This is a genomic window from Mycobacterium sp. MS1601, assembly GCF_001984215.1.
Classification (GTDB): Bacteria; Actinomycetota; Actinomycetes; order Mycobacteriales; family Mycobacteriaceae; genus Mycobacterium.
This window is the reverse complement of record NZ_CP019420.1, coordinates 5,516,389-5,532,328: the sequence shown is the minus strand read 5'-3', so window position 1 is coordinate 5,532,328 and position 15,940 is coordinate 5,516,389. Positions and strand designations below refer to the sequence as shown.

The 15,940-nt window shown below is 66.6% G+C and carries 11 protein-coding genes and 2 pseudogenes; 5 read left to right on the top strand and 8 right to left on the bottom strand.

The features are described 5' to 3' along the window. Position 1: 1 nt before the first annotated feature. Genes BVC93_RS26425 through BVC93_RS26400 form a run of 6 tightly spaced genes read right to left on the bottom strand, consistent with a single transcriptional unit; the run spans position 2 to position 9,602 of the window. Complete coding sequence (locus tag BVC93_RS26425; RefSeq protein WP_083740013.1) at positions 2–1,300, bottom strand: dicarboxylate/amino acid:cation symporter; 1,299 nt, start codon at positions 1,298–1,300, stop codon at positions 2–4. 56 nt (positions 1,301–1,356) lie between these two features. Continuing rightward, complete coding sequence (locus BVC93_RS26420) at positions 1,357–1,779, bottom strand: nitroreductase family deazaflavin-dependent oxidoreductase (RefSeq protein ID WP_083740012.1); 423 nt, start codon at positions 1,777–1,779, stop codon at positions 1,357–1,359. Between the two features lie 46 nt (positions 1,780–1,825). Then, a complete protein-coding gene (locus tag BVC93_RS26415) occupies positions 1,826–3,295 on the bottom strand; it encodes an acetyl-CoA acetyltransferase (protein ID WP_083740011.1) in 1,470 nt (489 codons plus the stop codon). A 29-nt stretch (positions 3,296–3,324) separates the two neighbouring features. Beyond that, positions 3,325–4,746 carry an aldehyde dehydrogenase gene (locus BVC93_RS26410; RefSeq protein WP_083740010.1) on the bottom strand — a complete coding sequence of 474 codons (1,422 nt, stop codon included), beginning with the start codon at positions 4,744–4,746 and terminating at the stop codon, positions 3,325–3,327. After that, entirely contained in the window at positions 4,743–7,079 is a 2,337-nt protein-coding gene (locus BVC93_RS26405; protein ID WP_083740009.1) for a CaiB/BaiF CoA-transferase family protein, read from the bottom strand. Before BVC93_RS26405 ends, BVC93_RS26410 begins: the two co-directional genes overlap by 4 nt. Before the next feature lie 57 nt (positions 7,080–7,136). Further along, positions 7,137–9,602: a phosphoketolase family protein gene (locus BVC93_RS26400; protein WP_083740008.1), complete on the bottom strand. Its 2,466-nt coding sequence runs from the start codon at positions 9,600–9,602 to the stop codon at positions 7,137–7,139. A gap of 126 nt (positions 9,603–9,728) precedes the next feature. Here BVC93_RS26400 and BVC93_RS26395 point away from each other — a divergent pair. Next, a pseudogene (locus BVC93_RS26395) lies at positions 9,729–10,492 on the top strand (CPBP family intramembrane glutamic endopeptidase). 106 nt (positions 10,493–10,598) lie between these two features. Continuing rightward, positions 10,599–11,585, top strand: coding sequence for an Acg family FMN-binding oxidoreductase (locus tag BVC93_RS26390; protein ID WP_083741362.1), 987 nt, complete (start codon positions 10,599–10,601; stop codon positions 11,583–11,585). On the opposite strand, the gene BVC93_RS26385 is transcribed toward BVC93_RS26390, so the two are convergent. Both BVC93_RS26385 and BVC93_RS33675 read right to left on the bottom strand, forming a co-directional pair. Continuing rightward, positions 11,586–11,894 (bottom strand): GlsB/YeaQ/YmgE family stress response membrane protein, encoded by a 309-nt coding sequence (locus BVC93_RS26385; protein ID WP_083740007.1) that lies wholly within the window; start codon positions 11,892–11,894, stop codon positions 11,586–11,588. 117 nt (positions 11,895–12,011) lie between these two features. Next, a pseudogene (locus tag BVC93_RS33675) lies at positions 12,012–13,030 on the bottom strand (APA family fibronectin-binding glycoprotein). A gap of 230 nt (positions 13,031–13,260) precedes the next feature. Here BVC93_RS33675 and BVC93_RS26375 point away from each other — a divergent pair. The 3 genes from BVC93_RS26375 to BVC93_RS26365 all read left to right on the top strand — a co-directional run bounded on the left by BVC93_RS26375 (position 13,261) and on the right by BVC93_RS26365 (position 15,880). Further along, positions 13,261–13,932, top strand: coding sequence for an SDR family oxidoreductase (locus BVC93_RS26375; protein ID WP_083740006.1), 672 nt, complete (start codon positions 13,261–13,263; stop codon positions 13,930–13,932). 95 nt (positions 13,933–14,027) lie between these two features. Then, entirely contained in the window at positions 14,028–14,966 is a 939-nt protein-coding gene (locus BVC93_RS26370) for an LLM class F420-dependent oxidoreductase (RefSeq protein WP_083740005.1), read from the top strand. Then, positions 14,963–15,880, top strand: coding sequence for an LLM class F420-dependent oxidoreductase (locus BVC93_RS26365; RefSeq protein WP_083740004.1), 918 nt, complete (start codon positions 14,963–14,965; stop codon positions 15,878–15,880). Before BVC93_RS26370 ends, BVC93_RS26365 begins: the two co-directional genes overlap by 4 nt. Positions 15,881–15,940: the final 60 nt, after the last annotated feature.

Sequence of the window (15,940 nt, the reverse complement as noted above, 5' to 3'; positions counted from 1 at the left end):
GTCAATCCGCGGCGTCGGCCTTGGCCATCGCGTCACCGTATTCGGCGGCGTTGAACTCCTCGGCGACAACGGTTTTGGTGCCGTTGTAGACCTCTCTGTCGATCTCGTCGTCGGCGTTGGCCACCAACATCGCCACGAAGGTGTCACCGTTGACGTTGAGGAACGTACGGAAGATGCCGGCGAACCAGTCGACAGCGATCAGCAGGCCGACGGCCTCGAACGGCAGATCCAGCGACGTGGCCAGGAACATCGCCACCACCGGGAACCCGCCCGGCACCGTGATGGTCCCCATGTTCAGCAGGATGGCCAGGCCCATCCCCAGGGCGATCTGACCGAAGGTCAGCTCGATGTCACCGGCCTGGGCCAGGAACATCACCACGATCATGTAGTTGAGCACCGCGCCGTAGGAACCCATGGTCAGGCCGATGGACAAGGTGAAGTTGGCGACCTTCTGGCTGACGCCGACCTTCTCCACGGTGTTCTTCAGCACCGTCGGAAACGTGACAGCTGAGCTGGTGGTGGTGATCGCGATCGCGGTCTGCTCGGCCAGCTTGTTCGGCAGCTTCCACGGGTTGAGCCGGGTGCGGACGGTCACCACGGCGACGAACAGCACAAAGAGTATGAGGACGCCCAGCAGCGTGGTGCCCAGGTACTTCAGTGCGGTGGTGACGACCGAGAAGCCGACATCACCGGCCAGCGCGGCCAGTAGGCAAAACACACCGATGGGTGCGATGTACATGACCAGCCGGATCATGGTGAGAACGATCTGCTGGATCTGGTCGATGAAGCTGAGCACCCGGGTGTCACCGGTCTTGTTGATCTGGGTGCGCAGCGCGATCCCGAACAGCAGCGAGAACACGATGATGGGCACCATGGTGGCCGTCGACATCGCGTTGAAGACGTTGGTGGACACGAAGTTCAGCAGGGTTTCCTGCCAGCCCAGCGCCTCACCCGCGGACTCCTGCAGGCTGGGATCGAGTTCTTCGGTGTACACCATGTCCGCGCCCGGCTGGATGAGGCTGCTGAGCAGCCATGCCAGCAGCGCCGCCACCACCGAGAAGCCGATCATCCACTTGAAGGTGCGAAAAGCGATCTTGCCGGTGCCGGTTCCGGTCATGGAGCCGGTGGCCACGATCACCGATGCCATCACCAGCGGCACGATGGACATCTGGATGAGCCGGATGAACATATCGCCGATGAACTTGATGTTCGCGGCCCATTCACCGACCAGGAGACCGAAGATGATGCCTGCGATGGCGGCGATACCGATCTGCAGAGCGGGATGTCGCAGTGTGGTCATCTGCGCAACCTAAGTCGAGGACATGCCGACCTTGTTGCGTCGAAGTAACTCCTGTGTCAGACGGCCCTGACCAGCTCGACTACCGGGATGACCCGATCCGTCTTGCGCTGATACTCGGCGAACTGCGGTTCGAGAGCACTCTGACGTGCGTAGACGTCGTCGCGCTCGGCCCCTTCGAGGATGCGCGCCGTCGCCGGGAACGTCTCGGTGCCCAACTCGACGATGATCTCCGGCTTGGCCACCAGGTTGCGGTACCAGTCGGGATGGCTGTCGGCGCCGCCTTTACTGGCGAAGACGTACACACGATCGCCTTCCAACAGGGCAACCAGCGGGGCAATCCGTTCGGTGCCGGACTTGGCACCGAAATGGTGCACCAGCACCAGCGGTTTGCCCTCGAAGATCCCACCGGCCACCCCACCCCTGGCCCGGAACTCCTCGATCACGGGGTTGTTCAACGCGTCGAAGTCAGCTTTGTCCATAACTGGCTGTAGCACCGCGGACGTGCCCGTTATTCCGGCTCGCAGGTCAGACCAAACTGGCCGTTCCGTCGGCGTTGACGGCCACCTTGCACCCGGAAACATCACCGGCCACCATCTCGGCAGCGACGCTCCGGTCGGTGATGACAGCCAGGGTGCGGGCGTCGTCGGGGGTCCGCACCGCCAGGAACGCCTTCTCGGGTACGCCGTCTCGGCCGAACGGAGCCGTCCAGGTTTCCACGGTGCCGACACCCTCCCAGGACACCAGCGCCTTCCTGATGGGCTCCCGGTCAACGGCCGATTGCACGTCCTCCCAGGCGAATTCGTGCGGCGGCGGTTCGCAGCTGTAGATCCCGAAGGCGTGTTTGGTGAGGTAGCCGCCGTTGGCGGTGATCAGGCCGCGTTTCCCGGGGTCGGCGACCAACTTCTCCGCCATGGTCGCAATGGAATGCATGACATAGTTGTTCCACGGTCCGCCTGCGAACGTCAGACCGCCGGTCACGGTCAGAGGCCGGGCCGGATCGTCGAGACCGAGGCCGATCTCAGCCGCCGCGATCTGAACTGCCGACGGAAAGCACGAGTAGACGTCGACGTAGGCGATGTCGTCGACTCCGATACCGGCGAGTTCCAGCGCCCGTCCGGCGCCGATCCTGATGGCGGGTGAACTGTGGTACTCGAAGCGTTCGGTGATCGAGTAGGTGTCATGGGAGTCGGTCCCGGCCCAAGGGAAAACCCAACGATCCGCGGGGATTCCGAGTTCAGTGGCGCGCTGCACCGAGGTCAGTATCAGCACCGCGCCCTGATCCACCATGTTGTTGGAGTTCATCAGCTTGGTGTAGGGCCAGCTGATCATCCGGTTGTCGGGCCCTGGCGCGCAGATGTCCTCGGCGGTGTGGGCGGCATTGCTCCACGCATGCGGGTTGTGTTGTGCCACCTCGTTGAAACGAGCCCACAGCGCGGCGATCCGCATCCGGTGTGCATCCGGCGCCTCCCCCGCGGCCACTCGCACCGCCTCTTCGAACAACGGGTAGACATCCGACGGCAACCCGAGTCCGATACGGCTCTGCGATTCGCCGGCCATCTCCATCTGGTCCTCGCCGCCGGGCGGCACCGGGATCGACTCGTCTTGGACGGGCCAGTCCGGGCGCGCCCCAGCGGCTTTGAGCCGTTTCCTGGTCCGCCAGGTCTCCGCACCCGCCAGCAGCACCACCTGATTGCGGCCGGCGATGATGTCCAGGCACGCCTGGTTCACCAGTGACTGGGGGACATTGCCGCCGATGCCCGTGTACATCGTTGCCGGCTGGTGGGCGCCGATCAGCTGACCCAATAGCAGGCCCGGATCGCGGTAGCGCCAGGACAACAGGTTCACCACGCGGATGGCGTCCACCGCGGCGAGCACCTTGTCCGCGGCGGCGTCCCGGGCCGCCGCGGCCATCAGACCGACGGGATCGAGGTCACCGTCGTACTGATTGACCTGGCCGTAGCCGACCAGCACCGGAGTATTTGGATCCAGAGACATGTGATGACCGTATCAGCAGTTGACAGGTGTCAAGCAGGTACGCGGCGGTAGATGGACTTGACGATCTGATAAGCCTGCAGCCCTTCGGGCCCCAACTCCTTGCCCAAGCCGCTGGCCTTGACGCCACCGAACGGCGCCGCGATGTCGAGTGCGTAGTCGTTGACGCCGATGGTGCCGGTGCGCACCCCGCGGGCCACCTCGGTGGCCCGCTCGAGGTCCGAAGACCACACGGTGCCCGCCAGCCCGTACTCACTGTCATTGGCCAGCGCGACAGCTTCGGCGTCACCGTCGTAGGCAATCACCGCCAGGACAGGTCCGAAAACCTCTTCCTGTGCCAGTCGGTCCGAGTTCGACACCCCGGCGAACACCGTCGGCTCCACGAACCAGCCGCGGGACTGTTCCTTCGGCACCGCGCCTCCGGCAACCAGTTTCGCGCCGCTGGACTGGCCGACGGCAATGTAGTCGAGCACCCGCTGGCGCTGGCGTTCGCTCACCATGGGCCCGATGTCGGTGGCCTTGTCCAGCGGGTCGCCCACGGTCAGGCCGGTGGCAAGAGCGGCCATGGCCTCCACCACCTCGTCATACCGTGACCGGGGCGCCAGGATGCGAGAGCTCAGGTGACAGGTCTGCCCGTTGTTGACAAACGACGCCGTGCGCAGACCCTTGATGGCCGCGTCCAGATCGGCGTCGTCGAGGATGATCGCCGCCGACTTGCCGCCCAACTCGAGGGTGACCGGCCTCATGAGCCTGCCGCAGATCTCCCCGATGGCCCGACCCGCGGTCGTCGACCCGGTGAAGGCCACCTTGTCCACACCCGGATGGCTCACCAGATGCGCACCGGCAGCGGCGTCGCCGGGCACGATGTTCAGCACCCCGGCCGGCAGTCCCACCTCCTGGGCAGCCTCCGCGAAAACCAGTGCATCCAAAGCAGTTTCAGGTGAGGCCTTGAGCACCATCGTGCACCCGGCGGCCAAGCCCGGCGCGATCTTCATCGCGGCCAACGCCTGCGGATAGTTCCATGGCGTGATCGCGCCCACCACCCCGACGGGTTCGCGACGCACGATGGTGTGCCCGATGGCGCTGGGGCGTATCTCCTCGTCGGGGGTGTCGACGATCATCGTCGCGTAGTAGTCCAGCAGCACTGCCGGGAACATGCCGTTGGCGCCCTTCGACAGCCGGATCGGCATGCCGTTCTCCCGGGTCACCAGCTCTGTGGTGGCCGCGCCCCGCGCCATCAGCGCAGCCCCGAGCGCCCTGAGCACCTCGGCGCGGTCTTGGACCGGGGTGGCCGACCAGGCCGGCAGCGCCGCCCGGGCCGCCGCCACCGCGGCGTCGATGTCGGCAACGGTGGCAGCGGCGCCGTCACCGAGATGTTCACCGGTGGCGGCCTCGATCACCGGGTGGGTTCCGGTGGACCGGAATGTGCCGCCGATGTACACCTGTGCCCTCATCGGGACCTCTCCTCGGGTGGGTCGGAACTGAACAACACGCCGTCGTCGATCAGGCGCTGGATGGTGACGTCGTCAAAACCCAGTGTCTTCTGGCAGATCTCGCGGGTGTCCTGCCCGGGCAACGGCGCCGGGCGGGTGGGTGCGTGTCCGATGGCGCGAAACGGCGCGGGCCCGGTCTCGCTGGGCAACGCGATGTCGAACAGGGGGTGGTGCATCGGCTGGAAGAACCCCCGGCTGACCAGTTGCGGGTCCTCCAGCAGCTCCATCCGACGCAGCATCGGCGCCGCGGCGATACCCACTGCCTGGAGCGCTTCGGCCACCTCCACCGGCGAACGGGCGGCGGTCCACTGCGACAGCTCTGCTCCACTGGTGAGGCCGGCCAGCGTGTCTCGATCCGCGTCGCGCAGGGAGATGACACACCACTCGTCGTCCCCGGCGCACGGGTAGACGCCGTGGTGCACGGGATCGGGGACGACGGGAGCGCCGGCTGCCTGCGCGACAAAGACGGCGTCGAGCTGGCTGACGCAAGCCTCGGCCTGGGAAACATGCAGTCGTGCACCGGTTCCGGTGCGATCGCGGTGGATCAGCGCGGCGAGCGCGCCGATCGCGGTGATCCGGCCCACCACATGGTCGGGGAACACCGTGGTGGCATCGAAGAAACGGTGCCGCTGCGAAACGGGCTCGCCGTGCCCGGGTGGGGCGGTCCACAGCCGGGTGACACCGGTGCCCGATCGCACCAGCGGTCCGTAGCCCATCCGGGTGCTCCAGGGGCCGGTGTCCCCGTATGCGCTGCTCTCGGCGAGCACGAGGTCGGGATTGATCTGTTGCAGCCGGTGATAGGAAAAGCCGAGCGCGGCAAGCGTTCCCGGCTTGAAGTTGGCGAACACGGCATCGGCGTCAGCCACCAGGCGGGTGAACACGTCGGCCCCGGCCTCGCTGCGCAGTTCCAGCCCGAGGCCCAGCTTGTTGCGGTGCGTCCAGGCGAACGACTCACTCATCAGGTCCCCGGCCCGCGCCTGACGCAGACCGTCCGGGTAGGCCCGGCTCTCGACCTTGATCACCTCGGCACCGAGGTCGGCGAACAGGCGACTCAGCTCGCCGCCGGCGACGATGATGCCGAGATCGACGATGCGCAGCCCCTCGAACGGCAGCCCCGCATCGCTGCGCGCAGAGGTGGCGGTGGGCGGATGCAACCAGCGCGGCTCGTCGGCACCGGCACTCGGGGCCGGTGTACGCAGACCCGCCCGCGCGCCGTCGACGGTGTAGTAACCGAGCGGCACAGTGGCCTGCACCCCCGGCGTCAACTCCGCCACCGTGGATGCGCCGACGGCGCGGAAGTGTTCGGAGTCCAGTGCCTCCGTGGGATCGAGCACCTCCGCGATCGGCACTCCGTGCGACTGCCCCGCCGCCACCAACTCGGCCATCGACTGCCCGGCGAACTGCTCTGCCAGCACGGCTCCGATGCGGTCCCACTCGGCGAAACGTTCGGCGATCACGTCGAAGCGGGGGTCCTGGAACTCCTCGGGCTCCCCCATCCACGCGCGCAACCCGCGCCACTGGCGTGGTGCCATCACCACCAGGCGGACGTAGCCGTCCCTACAGGCGATGATCGGGTAGGCGTCCTGGTTCTGGGGCCGGCCCCGCCAGCGCTCGCCCCGGCGCATCCCGGCAGCCGCCTGACCGTGCGAACCGAACGGTGGGTCCAGGGCCGACACCACCGCTTCCAGTCGAGAAAAGTCGATGAAATCGCCTTGGCCACAACGTAACCGGTGGTAGTAGGCAACCAGCACGGCCCAGGCTGCCTGCACGGCGGCGGTGGCGGTGGCGATCCCGTCCGGCGGCAGCACCGGCGCCCCGACCGGCGGACCGGAACGCGACAGCGCCGACGACAACGCGTACAGCACCGCGTCGCTGGCCTGCCACGACGCCCGGGGGCCGGCCACACCGAAATCGGTGACGGCGATGACCACCAGCTGGGGAAACCGGTCGGCCAACTCGGCGGCGTCGATGCCGTATGCCGCGGCCTGGCCGGGCAGACCCGAGTCGACGACGATGTCGGCGCCGGCGGCCAGTTCCACCAGGCGTTTGCGGTCAGCCGCCTCAGCCGGATCGAGGACGACGCTGCGCTTGTTCGCGTTGTGCAGGGCGAACGCGATTCCGGTGCCACCCAGGCTGGGAGGCGCCGTGCGCTCGGGAGATCCGCCGGGGGGTTCCACCTTCAACACGTCGGCGCCGAGGTCGGCCAGCAGGCGCGACACGATGTCCACGCCGCCGGCAGCGAGGTCCAGCACCCGCACCGCCTGCAAAAGTTGACAGGTGTCCACCGTGGGCATCGTCACAGTATCCACTATGCCGTTCGGGTTGCCACCACGGTGCCAACCGTGGGTCAGCTACTCGTTGTCGCCCCCGGTGTCCGACACCCCGCCGACAGCTGTGCCCAGGCTGCGCGCCGCAGGCCACACCCAGTCCTTGACCTCGGGGAGGTCATCGCCGAACTCCCTGGTGTATTCGCGGGCCGTGATTCGTTTGTCCACCATGGTCTGTCGCAACGTCGCACACGACGACCCCAGGAACGGCACCCGGTCGATGACATCGATGACCAGGTGGTAGCGGTCCAGGTCGTTGAGCATCACCATGTCGAACGGCGTGGTGGTGGTGCCCTCCTCCTTGTAGCCGCGTACGTGGATGTTGTTGTGCCCGGTACGGCGGTAGGTGAGGCGGTGGATCAACCACGGATAGCCGTGGTAAGCGAAGATCACCGGCTTGTCGGTGGTGAAGATCATGTCGAACTGACGGCTGGACAACCCGTGCGGATGCTCGGTGTCATCCTGCAGGCGCATCAGGTCCACGACGTTGACGAACCGCACCTTCAACTCCGGCAGGTGTTGGCGCAGCAGGTCCACGGCGGCCAGACCCTCCAACGTGGGCACGTCACCGGCGGTGGCGATCACCACGTCAGGATCGGTGCCCAGTTGCTCATTACCTGCCCACTCCCAGATACCGAGACCGCGGGTGCAGTGTGCGATGGCCTGATCCATGGTCAGGAAGTTCGGATGCGGCTGCTTACCCGCCACCACCACGTTCACGTACTGACGCGAGCGCAGACAGTGGTCATAGGTGGACAGCAGCGTGTTGGCATCCGGTGGCAGGTACACCCGCACCACCGAGGCTTTCTTGTTCACCACATGGTCGATGAAGCCCGGATCCTGATGACTGAAGCCGTTGTGGTCCTGCCGCCAGACATGGCTGGACAGCAGATAATTCAAGCTGGCGATAGGCCGGCGCCACGGGATGTGGTTGGTGACCTTGAGCCACTTGGCGTGCTGGTTCATCATCGAGTCGATGATGTGGATGAACGCCTCGTAGCAGTTGAACAGGCCGTGGCGGCCGGTCAGCAGGTAGCCCTCCAGCCAGCCCTGGCACTGGTGTTCGGACAGCATCTCCAGCACCCGCCCGGCCCGCGCCAGGTGCTCGTCCACCTCCGGCCCGAAAAAGCCTGCGTTCCACTGCTTGTCGGTGGCGGCGTACACCGCCTGCAAACGGTTGGAGGCCGTCTCGTCCGGTCCGAAGATCCGGAAGTTGTCCGGGTTCAGGCGCACCACGTCGGTGAGCCACTGGCCCAGCACTTTCGTGGCCTCGGCCACCGTAGCGCCCGGCACCGGGACGTCGACGCCGTACGTGCGGAAGTCCGGCAGCCGTAGATCCTTCAGCAGCACACCACCATTGGCGTGCGGATTGTCGCTCATCCGCAGCGAACCCGCCGGCGCCAGTGCGGCAACGGAGGCATCGAGGCGTCCGGCCTCGTCGAACAGGTCCTCGGCGCGATAGGACGCCAGCCAGTCTCCGAGCACCTGCAGGTGCTCAGGGGTGTCCCGGGCACTGGCCAGCGGCACCTGGTGGGCCCGCCAGGAGCCGGTGGTCTTCTTGCCGTCGATATAGTCCGGACCCGTCCATCCCTTCGGCGTCCGAAACACGATCATCGGCCAGCACGGGCGACTTTCGTCACCGTCGGCGGCGCGGGCCTTGATGTCGGCGATCTCGTTGAGCACGGTATCCAGCAGCTCGGCGAACCGTCGATGGGCGTCGTCGTGGGCCTCATCGCTCCTACCGTCGTCGTCACGATATTCGAAGAAGTACGGATTGTGCCCGTAGCCCACCATCAGCGAACGCAGTTCGCCTTCCGGAATGCGGGCCAGCACAGTCGGATTGGCGATCTTGTAACCGTTGAGGTGCAGGATCGGCAATACCACGCCGTCATGGACCGGGTTGACGAACTTGTTGGAGTGCCAGCTGGTGGCCAGCGCACCGGTCTCGGCTTCACCGTCACCCACCACCGCGGCCACCAGCAGATCGGGATTGTCGAACGCCGCTCCATAGGCATGTGACAGCGCGTACCCGAGCTCACCGCCTTCGTGGATCGACCCCGGCGTCTCGGGCGCCACATGTGAGGGGATGCCACCGGGGAAGGAGAACTGCCGGAACAATCGGCGCAGTCCCTCGGTGTCCTGGGTGATGTCGGAGTACACCTCTGAATAGGTGCCGTCGAGATACGCGTTGGCCACCAGGCCCGGGCCGCCGTGCCCAGGGCCGGTGACGTAGATGGTGGACTGCGCGCGCTCCTTGATGACGCGGTTGAGGTGGGCGTAGAGAAAATTGAGGCCAGGTGTGGTGCCCCAGTGTCCGAGCAGGCGCGGTTTGACATCGTCGCGCGTCAACGGGGTGCGCAGTAACGGGTTGTCCAACAGGTAGATCTGACCCACCGACAGGTAGTTGGCGGCGCGCCACCACCCGTCCAGCTGAGCCACGGTCTGGTCATCGAGCGCTGTCACCTCGGCGGTACGCCACGCGGTTGTCATGTTCGAACTCTCCTCCCGACTGGTTTGTTCGCTTCCATCCTTGCCCGTACCCCGCTCGGCGCGCAGGTCTGCACACGATGTTCATCTCGAGAGACACCCAGCCGACGCGGGTAGACTGCGCGAGTTATGTCAGATGTCAGCGCGGTGGACGCGCGTCCCCACCCGCTGCTGGCGCAGCTGTCGGCGATCCACCATTTCCGGATCTACGCCGACATCGCGATCGTCGTGGTGGTGCTGGCCCTGACCAACCTGATCGCGCACTTCACCACTCCGTGGGCCAGCATCGCGACCGTGCCCGCCGCGGCAGCGGTACTGCTGGTGCTGGTGCGGTCCCGCGGGTTGTGCTGGTCCGAACTCGGGCTGGGACGCGAGCAGTGGCGGTCAGGTGCCGGGTATGCCGCGGCGTCGGTGGGACTGGTGTTGACCGTCATCGCGATCGGCGCGGTTTTGCCGTGGACGCGGCCCATGTTCATGAACGACAACTACGCCACCGTATCGGGCGCCCTGCTGGCGTCGATGATCATCATCCCGTTGCAGACCGTCATCCCGAGGAGCTGGTGTTTCGCGGGGTGCTGCACGGCGCGTTGAACCGAGCCTGGGGATTCCGTGGTGTCGCCGCCGCAGGCTCACTGCTGTTCGGCCTCTGGCACATCTCCACATCGCTGGGCCTGACCAGCAGCAATGTTGGCTTCACGCGAATCTTCGGTGGTGGTGTCGCAGGCATGATCGCCGGAGTGGTGTTGGCCGTGGTGGCCACCGGGATGGCCGGCTTCGTCTTCACCTGGCTGCGCCGGCGCAGCGGCAGCCTGATCGCGCCCATCGCACTGCACTGGTCACTCAACGGCTTGGGCGCGCTGGCCGCGGCCCTGGTGTGGCACGCCAGCACCTGATCAGCGCCTGCGGCGTCCAGCCCGGACGTCAAGTAGGGACCAATGGCACGCGATCGGGGTCCTTTCTCCGGCCCCACCACTGGTGGCCGGTGCCACAGTGGACGGCATGGACACCCACCCTGACGAGGAAACCCTCCGTGCGGCCGTCGCCTTGGCGGTGCGAGCTCCCTCGATCCATAATTCGCAGCCCTGGTTGTGGCGGGTCGGCGACCAGTCGGTGCACCTGTATGCGGACCCGTCGCGGCATCTGCCCCATACCGACCCTGCTCGTCGCGACCTTTTGCTGAGCTGCGGCATCGCGTTGCAGCACTTCACCGTGGCGCTGGCGGCACTGGGGTGGCAAACCCACGTGCACCGCCTGCCGAACGCCTCCGAACCCGACCACCTGGCCAGCATCGAGATCTGTGGGCACGGTGGCAGCGAGCAGCAGATCGCCCTGGCCGCCGCGATCCCCCGCCGCCGGACCGACCGCCGCTGGTACAGCTCCTGGCCGGTGCCGGGTGGCGACATTGCCCTGATGACCTCACGCGCGGCCCGCTGCGGGGTGTCGGTGCGCCGCGTCGCCTTCCCAGGACAGCTCAGTGGAGTCATCGCCAATGCGGTGCACCACCACGCCGTGGACGAGGGCTACCTCAGCGAATTGTCGCGGTGGAGTGGCAGATACGGCTCGGTAGCCGGAGTGCCCGCCCGCAACACCCCCGCGCCGAGCCAGGGCGATCTTTCGGCCAGGGTGTTCGCCAACCCGGTTCTGCCGCAACCCCGCGGAGCGCATTCCACTGATGACGCGGGGGTGCTACTAGCACTGGGCACCGCCACCGACGACCACTTGGCGGTTCTGCGCGCCGGCGAGGCGACGGGTGCGGTCTTGTTGACCGCCACCGCGCTGGGCCTGTCGAGCTGCCCCTTGACCGAACCACTGGAAATCGACAGCACCCGCGAGGCCGTGCGGTCGCTGGTGCTGGGCGGCGACGGCTTCCCGCAGATGTTGTTGCGTGTCGGATGGGCGCCGTTGAACGCTGACCCGCTGCCTGCCACCCCACGCCGTCCACTGGCGGAGGTACTGCAGCGGCTCGAAGGCGCTACCGCTGTCTAGTCAGGCTTTTCGGACCTTGCCGACGATCCACAGCAGGATGACCGAGCCCAGCAGTGCGGTCAGGAAGGTGAAGAACCAGCCTCCCTCGGCAGTGTCGAAGGCGAAGCTGAGCAGAAAGCCACCCAGCAGTGCGCCGATGACACCGATGACGATGTTCATCAGGATGCCGGACCCGCCGCCTTTCATGATCTTGCTGGCCACCCACCCGGCGAGGCCGCCGATGATGATGTAGCCGATCAACCCGACGCTGGTGGTCGTGGTGGAGCGGGCCAGGATGTCCACCGATTCCGCAACAAGAGTTGTATCCATGCTTTCGGTATAACCACATCTGACCACTTTTGCGCCTTCAATTCGGCAACGGTTTGTCATCACAACGCGAACAGCCCCGACCTGCGTGGTCGGGGCTGTTCTGTAATGCCGAGTTGATCAGGCAGGCGGTGGCTGCATCTCGGGCACCGGAGTGGTGACCGGGACGGGCACACCCACCTGCGCGCGCGGCGGCGGTGGCGGCGGCGCGTTGGGATCCGGTGGCGGAGCATTCGGATCCGCCGCAGGCTGCGGTGCGTTGGGGTCCGGCGGCGGCGGGGGCGGCGGCGGAGGCGGTGGGCTCCACGGCCGGATCGAGTTGGCCAACGCGATGGCGGCACCGGTGTCGACCGGATCGTTGGCGGTACCCAACCACACCACGAACCACCGCTCGTTGCGCTGTCCGCGCGGGGCATTGACACTCTGGGTGCCCACCACGCCGGCCCAGATCTGGCCGTCGGGCTTGGAAGTGTCGGTGAACTTCACCTCGTAGTAGGAGGCCGCACCCGGCATGCCGTTGGCGTCCAGGGCCGCGGTCTGCTGGTTGATGCGAGTGCCGGCAAACGGCATGAAGAATTCGCCCATGTCGGAGGCCAGCCGGTTGGCAGCCTTCGCGTTGTCGGGTTCGGCGCCGGCGAACAGCTTCAGGTCCAGCCGGCCCAACAGGATGCTGGTGTCCGTGGCCACTGCCGCGGGTTGGCCGGGGGTAGCCGATGGGTCCGACTTGACCAGCAGCGCCGAACCGTAGTTCAGCCGCGCTGCGTCACCCTGCTCCCAGCCGGGGGCAGCACGAAGCTGAACCCGCCCACCGGGTTGTCGACACGACCCGGCTCCGGCGCAGGAGGAGCGTTGGGATCCGCCGGAGGAGGCGCGTTGGGGTCGACCGGCGGTGGCGGCGCATTGGGATCCGCCGGTGGCGGAGCCGGGGCGTTCGCATCGGCCGGAGGCGGCGGCGCGTTCGGGTCAGCCGGCGGCGGTGCCGCCGTGGTGGGCGCCGGCGCGGGTGCCGGCACTGGCTCGGCGTGGCCGACGGCGGTGGGGAGAACCAGGGTGATGGCACTGGCACCGGCTGCCGCGGCGATACCCAGAGAAGCCCACTTACCCTTGCGCCGTTTCAGTTTCTGCTCCGGCTCATCCATGGCGAAGAACCTACCGTGTTACTCGGGTGACGCAAGCGTGGCCTGGTCACTGGTGGGTCGTGTCAACGCCCGGCTGGGCGCCACTGTCAATGTGTCGCGCGCGGCGCCGAAATTGTTTCCATGTCGTTCCCGCGTCGAGTTTCCCGACATAGCTACTGTCCAGTAACATAAGCTCTCGACCGACGCGACTTCACGCGTGGTTCAACGCTGAACGACTAGGAGGTCAAGCCATGGAGGTGCTCGTCACCGGCGGCGATACCGAGCTCGGACGCACAATCGCGGAGGGTTTCCGCGACGAGGGCCACCGCGTGGTCATCTCGGGTGCCCGGCGCGACGAACTGGAAGTCGCAGCCAAAGAGCTCGATATCGACGCCATCGTCTGCGACACCACGGCGCCGGCCAGTCTCGCCGAGGCGCGCTCTGCCTTCCCGCAGCACCTGGACGCCATCGTGCACGTGCCTGCGCCACGCTGGCAGGAGGGTGATCCCCGCACCTTCAGCCTGTCCCAGCAGGCAGCCGCGTGGCACAACGCACTCGACACCACGGTGCTGTCGGCAGCGTTGACCCTGCAGACCATCGGTGACCATCTGCGCGCGGGCGGTTCGGTTGTCAACGTCGTTCCCGAGAGCCCCCGTGACGGCAGTGCCGAGGCCGCCGTGAAGGCCGCGCTGTCGGCATGGACGGCCGACCAGGCCGCCGTATACGGCACCCGCGGAATCACCATCAACGTCGTCGCCGCCGGCCGCGGCTCGCAGCCCGGCTACGACGGGCTGTCCAGCACCGCTCCGTCGACCGCCGCCGAGATCACCCGACTGGCTCTGTTTCTCTCGACCGCGGGGGCCCGCCACGTCACTGGCCAGACCCTGCACGTCAGCACCGGAGCGTTGGCCGCCTTCGGCTGAGTGAACCGCGGGCGGCTGCGCCCGCGAATATTCCCCCGTTCGCGCCGAGCGAAACGGGGTTCCCGCCCCGCTTAGGCGTGGCTAGGGTCGAATTCGTGACGATCAAACTCGGTTTGCAGATCCCGAACTTCTCCTACGGCACCGGTGTGGAGCAGCTGTTCCCCACCGTCATTGCGCAGGCCCAGGAGGCGGAGGCAGCCGGCTTCGACTCCGTTTTCGTGATGGACCACTTCTATCAGCTGCCCGGCCTCGGAGCGCCCGAGGAGCCGATGCTGGAGGCCTACACCGCCCTCGGCGGGCTTGCCTCGGCCACCGAAAAAGTGCAGCTGGGCACCCTGGTCACCGGCAACACCTACCGCAACCCCACCCTGCTGGCCAAAGCCATCACCACCCTCGACGTCATCAGCCAGGGCCGCGCCATCCTCGGCATCGGCACCGGCTGGTACGAACTCGAACACGACTCACTGGGCTACGAGTTCGGGACCTTCACCGACCGCTTCAACAAACTCGACGAAGCACTGCAGATCATCCTGCCCATGCTCGCCGGCGAACAGGTGACCCTCGAGGGCACCTACTACCGGGCCAAGGAGGCATTCGCCAATCCCCGCTTCCGCGGCCACATCCCGCTGATGATCGGCGGCAGCGGCGAGAAGAAGACCATCCCGCTGGCGGTCAAGCACTTCGACCACCTCAACATCATTGCCGGCTTCGACGAGTTGCCACGCAAGGTCGCGGTGGTCAAGGAGAACTGCGAGAAGATCAACCGCGATCCGGCCACACTGGAGACCAGCATCCTCGCCCTCGCCGTCATCGACGAGAACATCACCGCGGACTTCATTCCCGAGGAATTCCGTCAGCAGGCCGTGTTCGGTTCGCCGGAGCAGATCGTCGACCAGCTCAAAACCAAGGTGCTCGACGCCGGCGTCGACGGCGTGATCCTGTCGCCGGTCACCACCATCAACGGCTACCAACCCGGCGGCATCACCGCGGTCGCCGAGAAGCTGCTGCCCATTCTCAACGAAAGTCGGTCATGACGATCAAGCTCGGCTACCAGATCCCGAACTTCTCCTACGGCACCGGTGTGGAGCAGCTGTTCCCCACCGTCATTGCGCAGGCCCAGGAGGCGGAGGCAGCCGGCTTCGACTCCGTTTTCGTGATGGACCACTTCTATCAGCTGCCCGGCCTCGGAGCGCCCGAGGAGCCGATGTTGGAGGCGTACACCGCGCTCGGCGCAGTGGCCACAGCCACCCAGAAGGTCCAACTCGGCACCTTGGTCACCGGCAACACCTACCGCAACCCCACCCTGCTGGCCAAAGCCATCACCACCCTCGATGTGATCAGCCAGGGCCGCGCCATCCTCGGCATCGGTGCGGGCTGGTACGAACTCGAACACGACTCACTGGGCTACGAGTTCGGGACCTTCACCGACCGCTTCAACAAACTCGACGAAGCACTGCAAATCATCCTGCCCATGCTCGAAGGCGAACAGGTGACCCTCGAGGGCACCTACTACCGGGCCAAGGAGGCATTCGCCAATCCCCGCTTCCGCGGCCACATCCCGCTGATGATCGGCGGCAGCGGCGAGAAGAAGACCATCCCGCTGGCGGTCAAGCACTTCGACCACCTCAACGTCATCGCGGGTTTTGACGACCTCACCGGCAAACTCGACGTGATCAAGGCCCGCTGCGAGGACATCGGCCGCGATCCCGCCACGCTGGAGACCAGCATGCTGCTCACGGTCGTGGTCGATGACTCCGCCTCGATCGACGATGTGCCCGAAGTGCGCCGGGTGCGCGCCGCCGTCGGCAGCGCCGAGGCCGTGGCCGAGCAGATCAAGACCAAGGTGCTCGACAAGGGCATCGACGGCGTCATCTTCAACATGCCCAGCTACACCCCCGGCACCATCACAGCTGTCGCCGACGCTCTTAAACCCATGCTCGCCGGGTGAACCTCGGGCGGGCGAGGCATCTCACTTCGCTCAGCGGAAGGCCGCCGACTAACCTGTCCG

Bases quoted from the DNA above. Each gene is read 5' to 3' on its own strand.
- BVC93_RS26405 (WP_083740009.1), bottom strand. From the start codon at position 7,079: ATGCCCACGGTGGACACCTGTCAACTTTTGCAGGCGGTGCGGGTGCTG.
- BVC93_RS26400 (WP_083740008.1), bottom strand. From the start codon at position 9,602: ATGACAACCGCGTGGCGTACCGCCGAGGTGACAGCGCTCGATGACCAG.
- BVC93_RS26420 (WP_083740012.1), bottom strand. From the start codon at position 1,779: ATGGACAAAGCTGACTTCGACGCGTTGAACAACCCCGTGATCGAGGAG.
- BVC93_RS26365 (WP_083740004.1), top strand. From the start codon at position 14,963: ATGACGATCAAGCTCGGCTACCAGATCCCGAACTTCTCCTACGGCACC.
- BVC93_RS26385 (WP_083740007.1), bottom strand. From the start codon at position 11,894: ATGGATACAACTCTTGTTGCGGAATCGGTGGACATCCTGGCCCGCTCC.
- BVC93_RS26415 (WP_083740011.1), bottom strand. From the start codon at position 3,295: ATGTCTCTGGATCCAAATACTCCGGTGCTGGTCGGCTACGGCCAGGTC.
- BVC93_RS26375 (WP_083740006.1), top strand. From the start codon at position 13,261: ATGGAGGTGCTCGTCACCGGCGGCGATACCGAGCTCGGACGCACAATC.
- BVC93_RS26425 (WP_083740013.1), bottom strand. From the start codon at position 1,300: ATGACCACACTGCGACATCCCGCTCTGCAGATCGGTATCGCCGCCATC.
- BVC93_RS26390 (WP_083741362.1), top strand. From the start codon at position 10,599: ATGGACACCCACCCTGACGAGGAAACCCTCCGTGCGGCCGTCGCCTTG.
- BVC93_RS26410 (WP_083740010.1), bottom strand. From the start codon at position 4,746: ATGAGGGCACAGGTGTACATCGGCGGCACATTCCGGTCCACCGGAACC.